The sequence below is a fragment of the Natrinema soli genome, assembly GCF_028618695.1.
In genome coordinates this window covers 1-11,531 of sequence record NZ_JAQIVI010000260.1, presented here as the reverse complement: position 1 = coordinate 11,531, position 11,531 = coordinate 1, and the positions used below count along the sequence as shown (strand labels likewise).

The 11,531-nt window shown below is 65.2% G+C and carries 10 protein-coding genes; 5 read left to right on the top strand and 5 right to left on the bottom strand.

Annotated elements, in window-relative coordinates; genetic code table 11:
• From PGX04_RS16355 to PGX04_RS16345, 3 genes are all read right to left on the bottom strand, one after another.
• On the bottom strand, nt 1-1,702 hold a 1,702-nt coding region (locus tag PGX04_RS16355), incomplete at its 3' end, for a DEAD/DEAH box helicase (protein WP_273739485.1).
• A gap of 53 nt (nt 1,703-1,755) precedes the next feature.
• On the bottom strand, nt 1,756-2,352 hold the full coding sequence (locus PGX04_RS16350; RefSeq protein ID WP_273739484.1) for a DUF7978 family protein: 597 nt from the start codon (nt 2,350-2,352) through the stop codon (nt 1,756-1,758).
• Between the two features lie 134 nt (nt 2,353-2,486).
• Entirely contained in the window at nt 2,487-3,002 is a 516-nt protein-coding gene (locus PGX04_RS16345; protein ID WP_273739483.1) for a PH domain-containing protein, read from the bottom strand.
• A 167-nt stretch (nt 3,003-3,169) separates the two neighbouring features.
• Here PGX04_RS16345 and lipA point away from each other — a divergent pair, with 167 nt between their 5' ends.
• The 5 genes from lipA to lpdA all read left to right on the top strand — a co-directional run bounded on the left by lipA (nt 3,170) and on the right by lpdA (nt 9,727).
• The gene (gene lipA, locus PGX04_RS16340) at nt 3,170-4,162 is read left to right on the top strand and encodes a lipoyl synthase (RefSeq protein ID WP_273739482.1); all 993 of its coding nucleotides are present in this window, start codon (nt 3,170-3,172) and stop codon (nt 4,160-4,162) included.
• Between the two features lie 268 nt (nt 4,163-4,430).
• On the top strand, nt 4,431-5,537 hold the full coding sequence (gene pdhA / locus PGX04_RS16335) for a pyruvate dehydrogenase (acetyl-transferring) E1 component subunit alpha (protein WP_273739481.1): 1,107 nt from the start codon (nt 4,431-4,433) through the stop codon (nt 5,535-5,537).
• A gap of 4 nt (nt 5,538-5,541) precedes the next feature.
• Entirely contained in the window at nt 5,542-6,537 is a 996-nt protein-coding gene (locus PGX04_RS16330; protein WP_273739480.1) for an alpha-ketoacid dehydrogenase subunit beta, read from the top strand.
• Between the two features lies 1 nt (nt 6,538).
• On the top strand, nt 6,539-8,203 hold the full coding sequence (locus PGX04_RS16325) for a dihydrolipoamide acetyltransferase family protein (protein WP_273739479.1): 1,665 nt from the start codon (nt 6,539-6,541) through the stop codon (nt 8,201-8,203).
• A 60-nt stretch (nt 8,204-8,263) separates the two neighbouring features.
• On the top strand, nt 8,264-9,727 hold the full coding sequence (gene lpdA / locus PGX04_RS16320; RefSeq protein ID WP_273739478.1) for a dihydrolipoyl dehydrogenase: 1,464 nt from the start codon (nt 8,264-8,266) through the stop codon (nt 9,725-9,727).
• A 369-nt stretch (nt 9,728-10,096) separates the two neighbouring features.
• Here the strand turns inward: lpdA and PGX04_RS16315 are convergent, their stop codons facing one another.
• Complete coding sequence (locus PGX04_RS16315; protein WP_273739477.1) at nt 10,097-10,393, bottom strand: DUF7521 family protein; 297 nt, start codon at nt 10,391-10,393, stop codon at nt 10,097-10,099.
• The gene (locus tag PGX04_RS16310) at nt 10,390-10,767 is read right to left on the bottom strand and encodes a winged helix-turn-helix domain-containing protein (protein ID WP_273739476.1); all 378 of its coding nucleotides are present in this window, start codon (nt 10,765-10,767) and stop codon (nt 10,390-10,392) included. Before PGX04_RS16310 ends, PGX04_RS16315 begins: the two co-directional genes overlap by 4 nt.
• Between the last annotated feature and the right edge of the window lie 764 nt (nt 10,768-11,531).

The window sequence follows — 11,531 nt, the reverse complement described above, 5'->3', positions numbered from 1 at the left end:
TCCGCTCGCCCGCGTCGAGGTCCGCCGTGTCCTCCCCCACGAGCACCGCGTTGACCGCGTCGCGTTCGTCCTGTCGAGCCGACACCGAGTCGAACTCCTCGGCGGTCGCGACCGCCGCGAGAATGTCGTCCGCCTCGAGTTCGTCGTCCCCCTCGCTCCCGACGCGATCGCACAGCGCTGCGAAGCGCGCCGCCGTATCGAGTCTGAGGTAGTACTTCGAGGTCAACACGCCCCGCGGCGTCGCCTCGATCGAGAGGTCCTCGCCGGTCTCGACGAACCCGCGGTCGACCAGCCCCTCGAGGCAGTCTCGCACCCGCTGGCGGAGATTGGGGAAGTCGTAGTCGTCGGGCTTGGACTGGCCGCGGACGTAGTAAAACGTCGTCTCGAGCCAGTCCATCACGTCCTCGAGATCGGTGATCGTTCCCATCGCGATCTCGGCGTTGAGGTGGGTCTCTAAGCTCTCGGCCAGTCGGGATTCGATCTCCTTTCCGTCGCGGAGCAGCCGGCGGTACTTGTCGGCCTCGGCCGTATCGCAGACCACCCAGCCGTAGCCGACGTCGTCGTACCCCGGCCGTCCGGCGCGGCCGAGCATCTGGAGCACGTCCAGCGGGCTCATGTCGACTTCGCCCTCGAGGGGGTCGTGTAGTTTCGTGTCCCGAATCACGACGCAGCGGGCGGGCAGGTTGACGCCCCAGGCCAGCGTCGACGTGGAGAAGAGGAGTTCGATGTGGCCCTGCTTGAACCACTCCTCGACGAGGTCCCGGTCGTTCTTCGAGAGGCCGGCGTGGTGGAAGGCCACCCCGTCGAGCGCCGATTTGCGGAGCGTGTCGTTCTCGAGGTCCTTCGATTCGGTGTGAAAGTCGTAGTCGCCGCGAGCGCCCATCGGAATATCCCGCTCGGCGATCTCGTCGCGAGCCTTCTTCGCGGCCTGAACGGTGTCCTGCCGGGAGGAGACGAAGACGAGCGACTGGCCGTCCTCCCGGAGGTGGGGTTCCGCGAGGTCGAGCGCTCGATACAGCCGGCGGTACTTGTCCGCGAAGGAGTTGTCGCCGTGGGTGTAGGTCTTGACGCCCGCGTTGAGCTCGACGGGTCGGTACTCTTCGCCGAACTCGAAGGTCGTCTCCTCGGGCGCATCGAGCCACGCCGCCACGTCGTCGACGTTCGGCATCGTCGCCGATAGCGCGATGATTCGGGGCTCGCAGAGTCGCCGGAGCCGGGAGATCGTCACCTCGAGCACGGAGCCCCGCCGATCCGCGTCCAGCAGGTGCACCTCGTCGATGACGCAGACGTCGATATCGGTGACGAAGTCGTACCGTCGAGAATCGTGTTTGCGGGTCGCCGAGTCGAGTTTCTCGGGAGTCATCACGAGGATGTCCGCCCGGCGCGCCCGCCGGGGGTTCAGGTCGCGCTCGCCGGTGACGACGTAGACGGAGTGGTCTAGCTCCTCGAAGCGGTCCCAGTCGTCTTCCTTTTCGTTCGTGAGCGCTCGCATCGGGGCGATAAACAGCGCCGTGCCGCCGTCGGCGAGCGCCTTGCAGATCGCCAGTTCCGCGAGCGCCGTCTTCCCCGAGGCCGTGGGCGCGCTCGCGACCACGTTCTCCTCGGACTCGAGCAGTGCGGGCAATGCCTCGCGTTGCATTCGGTTGAACTCCTCGAAGGCGAACGCGTCGGCGAATTCGGGGAGAACCTCGGCGACCTCCATCACACGGTATGGGGGAGTGCCGGGTCAAAGGCGTTTCCTTCGAGTCGCCGAACCTACCGGTCGGCGAACAGGAGAGCTAGCGCCGCCCCAATCGGGGCGAACACCAGCGGGTAGAGGATACCACCGAGTAGGACAGCGGGGACCGTCGCCGGGGTGATCGACTCGCTGATCCCGATTCCGGCAGAGAGCGTACCGCTGGACTCGGCGACAAGCGCGCCAAGTCCCATCACCACGGCGTAGCCGATCGTCACCGGCGCGCCGATCGCGACGGCCTCGCCGAAATCGGTCGCGTTCAGCCGGAGCGACAGCAGTGCGCCCGCACCGAGGAGCACGAGCGGCGGGACGACGTACAGCAGGTCGGCGTTTGCCGCGCTCGACTCCGCGATGAGGTTCACGGTGCCCGTCCCGCCGAACGGCCCGAACGAGCTGCTGACCTCGAGGTCGACCAAGTGAGCGCTGTAGAAGTACCAAGCGACCCCCTTCCACGTGGCGACATCATCGCCGGCCACCTCGCGTACTTCGCTCCCGATCAACAGGTACGTGACGAGATAGCCGAGCGCGGCGGCGAAGACGCCGAGCCCCGCACTCGCTGCAACGCTCGAGCCCCGCGATACCGGTCCCTCTTCGGACGTTATCAGCTGTGAAGACATTGCGACTTCTAGGACATCGTTGATCTAATGATCTTTGATTTACCGACCGTTCCGAGGATGTCACCGTCCGCTCGAGCGTCTCCCTGTCAGCGAAGGACGGTCGACGACTCTCCTCCCGAATTCCGAGTTGTCGCTCAGACGGCCGTTTCATCCGTTGCGACGTCATCGAGCTGGTCGCTGAGCCGGCTGCTCGCCCGTTCGGGCTTGGGGACGCGTTCGAAGGTCAGCTCCGGGTCGCCGGAGCCGGCGGTGTAGACGGTCAGGTCGCCGTAGCCCAGTAGGCGGCCGATCCCCGACTGGCGAAGACTGGTGTTCTGGACTCTCTCGAGGCGGAACTGGGTGACGTCCCTCGAGACGATCCCGCGTTTCTTGTAGAGCTCCGAAGAGGTGATGACGTAGCGGGTGTTCGTCCAGACGAAATAGCGGATGGACGCGGCGACCGCGCCGACGACGATCAGAAGGACCCCGAGTATCGTCAGGAGGCCGATGCCGTCGGTCCCGCTCCAGCCAGCGACGAGAAAACCGACGAGCGCGAGCCCGATCCCGATCGGCAGTCTGATCCCCATCGTGATCGGGTGAGGCCGGCTCTCCCAGACGATACTCTCGTCGTCGCTGATGTGAAACCAGTCTGGTGTCGAGCCGAAGGCCATCGGACGCGCCTATTCCGTACCCGCCTGTAAAGCTATCGGGGGGAACGGACCGATTAACGGCGATGTGGCTGAGTGTCAGCCGTTTTGACGACACGTACTGTCCCCGCTATCGCGGAGTCGGCCGTGAGATCACCACGGTTTTTCACTTCGCGGCTCGATGATCGACTATGAGCCGTGCGCGCAAACCCGACTGGCTGAAGAGCCGCCCGCCGTCGGGCCGGGAATTCGCCGGCATCCGTGAGACGCTGCGGGAACACGGCCTGCACACCGTCTGTGAGGAGGCTAACTGCCCGAACCTGGGCGAGTGCTGGTCGGGCCGAGCCGGTCCCGGTGGAACCGCGGGATCCGGCGACGGCAACGGCGACGGCAGCGGCGGGACGGCCACCTTCATGCTGATGGGCGACCGCTGCTCTCGAGCCTGCAACTTCTGCGACGTGAAAACGGGCGGGATGGAGCCGCTCGATCCCGACGAACCCGAGAACGTCGCCGAGGCGGTCGCCGAGATCGGTCTCGACTACGTCGTCCTGACGAGCGTCGACCGCGACGACCTCCCGGATCAGGGCGCGGGTCACTTCGCCCAGACGATCCGCGAGATCAAGACGCGCCACCCCGGGATCCTCGTCGAGGTCCTCATTCCCGACTTTCGGGGCGACGAACGCCTCGTCCGGAAGATTATCGACGCCGAACCGGACGTGATCGCGCACAACGTCGAAACCGTCGAGCGCCTGCAGTTCCCCGTTCGGGATCGACGCGCGGGCTACGAGCAGAGCCTCTCGGTGCTCGAGCAGATCGAGCGCGAGTCCGACATCTACGCGAAGACCTCGATCATGCTCGGTCACGGCGAGTACGACCACGAGGTCTACCAGACCCTCGCGGACCTGCGCGAGCGCGGCGTCGCCATCGTCACGCTGGGGCAGTACCTGCGACCGTCGAGAGACCACCTCGAGGTCCAGCGGTACGACCATCCCCACAAGTACGAGACGTGGCGACGCGTCGCCGAGGACGAGTTAGGGTTCCTGTACTGTGCGAGCGGCCCGATGGTTCGGTCGTCGTACAAGGCGGGAGAACTGTTCGTCGACGCCGTGTTGCGCGAGGGCAAGAGCGTCGAGGAGGCGCGAGCCGACGCGCGGCGCTCGAGTCCGGAGCGATCCGAGTCCTGAGTGATGCGACGAACTGGCGCTCCGCCGTATCGATCGGTGAACCGGCTTCGATCGAACGTCGGTTTCACCCAGTCCCAGTACCGTCTCGAGGCCCTGCTTCGACGATCAGCACAAAATACCCATATCCGATCACTTCTGTCCAAAATCTTCCACTGAGGGTCGATATTTTCGAAGTGGGCTGGCAAGAATCTCTCCGTTAGTAAACTATTTGGGAAACTCCTTTACCCTGAGCGATAGTTTATGAGGGTATGTACAGGTGGGTCTTCCCGTGAGTACGTTACAGCGCGATCCCGACGAACGAGTACAGGTACTCGACGAAGCGGGCCGCGTTCGCGAGGGCGTCGATGTGCCCGACCTCACCGAGGACGAACTCGTTGAGATGTACGAGCAGATGCGGCTCGTGCGTCGCTTCGACGAACGGGCCGTCAGCCTCCAGCGGCAGGGACGGATGGGAACCTATCCGCCGCTGTCCGGCCAGGAGGCCGCACAGGTCGGCAGCGCCCACGCGCTGGCCGACGACGACTGGGTTTTCCCCAGCTACCGCGAACACGGCGTCGGGCTGGTGCGGGGCCTCTCCCTCGAGCGAACCCTGCTCTACTGGATGGGCCACGAGCGGGGCAACTACATGCCCGAAGACGTCAACATCTTCTCGGTCGCCGTCCCCATCGCGACCCAGATTCCCCACGCGACCGGCGCGGCCTGGGCGTCGAAACTGCAGGGCGAGGAGAAGGCCTTCGTCTGCTACTTCGGCGACGGGGCCACGTCGGAGGGCGACTTCCACGAGGGGCTGAACTTCGCCGGCGTCTTCGACACGCCGAACGTCTTCTTCTGTAACAACAACCAGTGGGCTATCTCCGTCCCGCGCGAGCGCCAGACGGCGAGTGCGACCCTGGCCCAGAAGGCCACCGCCTACGGCTTCGAGGGCGTGCAGGTCGACGGGATGGACCCGCTGGCCGTGTACAAGGTCACCCGCGAGGCCGTCGAGAAGGCGAAGAATCCCGGCGAGGGCGAACTGCGCCCCACCTTGATCGAGGCGGTCCAGTACCGGTTCGGGGCTCACACCACCGCCGACGACCCCTCCGTCTACCGCACCGACGACGAGGTCGAACGCTGGAAGCAGAAGGACCCCATCCCGCGCCTCGAGACGTATCTGCGATCGAACGGCATGCTTGACGACGAACGGGTCGACGCGATCGAAGCGCGGATCGAAGAGGCGGTCGCCGACGCCATCGACGGGGCCGAGTCGTTCGAACGACCCGATCCCGAGGAAATCTTCGCCCACGTCTACGAGGGGATGCCCCGACGGTTACGACGACAGCTCGAGTACTTCGAATCGATTCGCGACGACCACGGCGACGACGCGCTGCTGGAGTGATACCATGGCTGCAGAATCAGGATCAGAGAACCTCACGCTGGTACAGGCGGTACAGGACGGGTTGCACACCGAAATGGAGCGCGACGACGACGTCCTCGTCATGGGAGAGGACGTCGGCAAGAACGGCGGCGTCTTCCGCGCGACCGAGGGACTCTACGACGAGTTCGGCGAGAATCGCGTGATCGACACGCCGCTCGCGGAGTCGGGGATCGTCGGGACGGCGATCGGAATGGCCGCCTACGGAATGCGGCCGGTGCCCGAGATCCAGTTCATGGGCTTCATCTACCCCGCGTTCGACCAGATCGTCTCGCACGCGGCGCGCCTGCGAACGCGCTCGCGCGGGCGATACACGTGCCCCATGGTTATTCGGGCTCCCTACGGTGGCGGGATCCGCGCGCCGGAACACCACTCCGAGTCGACGGAGGCGATGTTCGTCCACCAGCCCGGGCTCAAAGTCGTCATTCCTTCCACCCCCTACGACACCAAGGGAATGCTGACCAGCGCCATCCGAAGCCCGGATCCGGTGCTCTTCCTCGAGCCGAAGCTCATCTACCGGGCCTTCCGCGAGGAAGTCCCCAACGAATCGTACGAGGTCCCCATCGGCGAGGCGGCCGTCCGCCGCGAGGGTTCAGATATTTCGGTCTATACGTGGGGCGCGATGACCCGGCCGACGCTCGAGGCCGCGGAGAACCTCGCGAACGAGGGGATCGACGCCGAGGTGGTCGACCTGCGGACGGTGTCCCCGCTGGACGAGGAGACCATCGTCGAATCGTTCGAGAAGACCGGCCGCGCTGCCGTCGTCCACGAGGCACCCAAGACGGGCGGTCTGGGAGCCGAGATCACCGCGACCCTGCAGGAGGAATCGCTCCTGTATCAGGAAGCGCCGGTGGAGCGCATCACGGGCTTCGACACGCCGTTCCCGCTGTACGCGCTCGAGGACTACTACCTGCCCGAGCCGGCGCGCATCGAGGACGGTATCAGAAACGCGGTGGAGTTCTAACATGGTCAGAGAGTTCGAACTACCGGACGTCGGCGAGGGAGTCGCGGAGGGCGAACTGGTCTCGTGGCTGGTCGAGGAAGGCGAGACGGTCTCCGAGGACCAGCCGGTCGCGGAGGTCGAGACGGACAAGGCGCTCGTGGAGGTTCCCGCGCCGGTCGACGGCACCGTCCGCGAGTTACACGTCGAGGCGGGCGAGATCGTCCCCGTCGGGACCGTCATCATCTCGTTCGACGTTGCGGGCGAAGCAGATGAGGGGGCCGAAGAGCCGACCGAATCGGAGCGAGAGCGGACGAGCGAACCCGCCGGCGTCGACGAACCGAGCGAGCAACAGGCCGCAAGTGACGAAGCCGCTGGCAGCCCCGGCGCGACCGGAGCGGATACGGAGGAGGTCGCGCCGCCCGACGACCGTTTCTTCGCACCGCCGCGCGTCCGTCGCATGGCTCGCGAACAGGGAATCGATCTCTCGCAAATTCAGGGCAGCGGTCCCGGCGGTCGGATCACCGCGGCCGACGTGCAGGTAGCGATGGGCGGCCGATCCAGTGACCCAACGGCTCAGACGCACCAACGGACCGCCGAACCGTCATCCGGCAAGGGGACCTCCGGATCCGGCGATCCGATCGGTACGAGTGAAGATACCGATTCCACCGGGGAAACGGCGACCGAGAGCGCGACCGGGGTCTCGAGTCCACAGCGGACCGAGACGCCGGCACAGGTCGAATCTGCCGACCGCGACAAGACGCTGGCCGCACCGGCGACCCGGCGGATGGCCGAGGAGGAGGGCGTCGACATCGACGCCGTCCCGGCGACCGAAGAGCGCGACGGCGAGGCATTTGTCTCGCCAGACGCAGTTCGGGAGTACGCCGAGGCACAGCGTCAGGCGCAAGAAGCAGATAGGGAAGCGATCGAAGCAGGCGAATCGGCCGGGACGAAGGGGACCGACTTCCCCGAGGGCGAGCGCGAACGCCGCGAGCCGTTCCGGGGCGTCCGCAAGCGCATCGCCGAGGCGATGGTCGAGTCGAAGTACAGCGCGCCCCACGTCACCCACCACGACGAGGTCGACGTCACCGAACTCGTGGGGGTCCGCGAGGATCTCAAACCGCGCGCCGAGGAGCGGGGCATTCGACTGACCTACATGCCGTTCATCATGAAGGCTGTCGTCGCGGCGCTGAAAGAACACCCCGAGATGAACGCGGTCATCGACGAGGCAAACGAGGAGGTCGTCTACCGCGACTACTACAACATCGGCGTCGCAACCGCGACCGACGTCGGACTGATGGTGCCGGTGGTCGACGACGTCGATCGGAAGGGACTGCTCCAGCTCTCCTCGGAGATGAACGAACTCGTCCGGAAGGCCCGCGATCGGACGATCAGCCCCGGCGAACTGCAGGGGTCGACGTTTACGATCACCAACGTCGGCGGCATCGGCGGCGAGTACGCCACGCCGATCATCAACTACCCCGAGGCGGGGATCCTCGCGATCGGCGAGATCAAGCGCAAACCCCGCGTGGTCATCGACGAGAATGGCGATGAGTCGATCGAACCTCGCTCGGTGCTGACGCTCTCGCTGTCGTTCGACCACAGACTGATCGACGGAGCCGTCGGTGCCCGGTTCACGAACACCGTCATGGAGTACCTCGAGAACCCCGGCCTACTATTGCTCGAGTGATCGAAGACGAACCTACCGAACATGAGCGCACATTTCACGCACGACGGAGGACGGTAACCGATGGTCGTCGGAGACGTCACCACCGGAACGGACGTACTGATCATCGGCGCGGGCCCGGCCGGCTACGTGGCCGCGATCCGCGCCGGCCAACTCGATCTGGACGTCACGCTCGTCGAGAAAGACGCCTACGGAGGGACCTGCCTGAACTACGGCTGCATCCCCTCGAAAGCGCTGATTACCGCGACCGACGTCGCCCACGAGGCCGCCGCCGCCGAGGAGATGGGGATCCACGCCGACCCCGCGATCGACCTCGCCGGGATGATGGACTGGAAGGACGGCGTCGTCGATCAGCTCACGAGCGGCGTCGAGAAGCTCTGCAAGGCGAATCAGGTCACCCTGCTCGAGGGCACCGCCCGATTCGCGGACGAGAACACCGTCCGCGTCTCCCACAGCGGCGAGGGCCAGGGCTCGGAGACCCTCGAGTTCGAGAACGCCATCGTGGCGACTGGCTCGCGCCCCATCTCGATTCCCGACTTCTCGTTCGACGACGAGCCCGTACTGAACTCGCGACAGGCGCTCGCACTCGATTCCGTCCCCGACTCGATGGTCGTCGTCGGCGGGGGCTACATCGGGATGGAACTGGCGAGCGTCTTCGCCAAACTCGGCACCGACGTGACCGTCGTCGAGATGCTCGACTCGATCCTGCCGGGCTACGACGACGACCTCACACGACCGGTCAAACAGCGAGCCGAGGCCCTCGGGATCGACTTTCACTTCGGGTACACCGCCTCCGAGTGGTACGAGCCGGGTAACGGCATCCGCGTCGTCGCCGAGCCGGTCGACGGCGCCGCAGCGAATGGGGGAAGCACCGAGGCGATCGAAGCGGAACGCCTCGAACTCGACGTCGAGACCGTCCTCGTGGTCGTCGGCCGGTCTCCCGTCTCCGAGACGCTCGATCTCGAGGAAGCCGGGATCGAAACCGACGACCGCGGCTTCATCGAGACCGATTCGCGCGCACGCACGAACGTCGACCACATCTTCGCCGTCGGCGACGTCGCCGGCGAACCGATGCTCGCACACAAAGGCAGCGCGGAGGGGAAGGTCGCCGCCGAGGTGATCGCCGGCGAGCCCGCGGCCCTCGACCACCAGGCGATCCCCGCAGTCGTCTTCACCGATCCCGAAATCGCCACCGTCGGAATGACTGAGTCCGAGGCCGAAGAAGCCGGCTTCGACGCCGTGACCGGGCAGTTCCCGTTCCGGGCCAGCGGCCGCGCGCTGACGACCGGCGACTCGGACGGCTTCGTAAAAATCGTCGCCGACGATTCGGACGGCTACGTCCTCGGCGCCTCGATCGTCGGCCCCGAAGCCTCGGAACTGATCGCCGAACTCGGCCTCGCGATCGAACTCGGCGCGACGCTCGAGGACGTCGCCGCGACGGTCCACGCCCATCCGACACTCTCGGAATCGGTGATGGAAGCCGCCGAGAACGCGCTCGGACACGCGATTCACACCCTGAATCGATGACGGCTTGATTCGTACCGACGACGTGACGGCCACGATCCGCCGCGTCGCGCTATTTGGTAATCCACCATGGCGCGCGCTGGCTTGCGGTTCGCCGACAGCGAACCGCAGGACGACTCCGTGCGAGGGATGAGTGAGCGGTGCGAGGGATGAACGGAGTGAATCCCTCGATAGCGAAGGGTGACCGATGGGAACCGTGAGCAGCGAACGAATCGACTGGGGTGGGCGTGGTAATTCCCCGTTGCCACGATGGCAATCTACTGTTTCCTCTTCCTCATCGAGGCGGCACGAAGAGTCCGTTCCGCGTCGCTTTCGCCTCGAGTCCGTCTTCACACCCCGAGTCCGCCTTCTATTGATCGGCGCTCGCGCTCGTTACTGCACGTACAGCGAATACGCGATTACGAGGAATCCGGCCAGGACAAGCAGGCTCTCGAGCAGGACTCCGGTCGCGAGATCGACCTCGAGGAGTTCGTACAACATCCCGGCGAGTACCAAGCCGAGCGTGACGAGTCCGAATCCGGCCGCGAGATACCCCAGCGCCCGCTGTCGGGTCCGCCGATACGCCTTGAATGCGAAGTACGTGATGACACCCCCGACCACGAGAACGAGCGTCTTGACGACCGCCAGCGCGAGCATCGTCTCGGTTGGCCCCGTCGGAATTAGATTCATGTTTCCTTTCGCACCTCCGACCACAGCTCTGCGAGCCGTTCGTCCGCCGTCCGGGCCGGTCGCTCGATATCGATCGACAGCGACCGATCCTCGTCCAGCCCGAGCGTGATCTCGTCGAACGCGACCGAGTACTTGCTCGCGTGGTGACCGTCCTGTCGAATCTCGGTCGACTCCTCGAGTAACGTCGACTCGGTCAACAACTCGAGTTTCCGGTACAGCGTCGATTGCGGGATCTCACACCGCTTCGATAGCTCCGATGCAGTCATCGGCTCCTCGAGATTCCGGATGATCTCACGGCAGTCGGGATCGTCCAGCGCAGAGCAGATCTCCTCGGCGGACGGCGTCGACTCCGAAGCGAACGGGTCCCGGACCATTCGTCTCCCCCTTGCAACGCACGTGGTTTATCGGCATCGATGCGCGTCTCTATCCCTCGCTCGGGAACTCTCGACACGAAGCCTTCTTGCGCGTGCGCGCTCGAGTGCGACCCACGCGGGTATCATTCGGCCAGACCGCACCTGCAAGGGTGGGATGATCGGCCGACCTCCGCCCGCGTGACATTCTCGAGACTGGTTCCGCTCGCTCGAGCAGCTATCGCACTTATCAGTGTTATTGACACTATGTTTTCGTGGAAAACCGTGGCATGGTATCGGGTTCCGATACAGGTCTCGTCCGACGGTCTTATATGTACACCCGGCATCTGATTGTAATGCGAACGACGTGGCGCACGCCGCCACGTTCCCTCCGGCCGCAACCCGGCACGGAGGAAGGAATCACATCCGTCCTCGGACACCTCGTCGGGTCAATCCGACGAGAGACTGCGTACTCGAGGGCTCCACACGACGATGGTCGCGACCGGAACTGCCGGTCGCGATGATCCGGAGCCCTTATACGTGCCTGGGCGTTCAGTTGTGATCGTACACACCCCCGCCGGCTGCGGTTTCCGGCGTGGGGGCGATCCGACGCCCTTATACGTTCGAGGGCATTCGGATGTGAACACGAAGATGTGGCGACGGGGCGTTTGGATACGCCGTGTCGTCGCGGACGATTCGGAGTCCGAAGGGGTTATGTACCTCTGAAGGCTTATGAATACGTCCGAAGGAAATGAGGATCCTACCCCTGCGGTCCGCCGTACAGATGG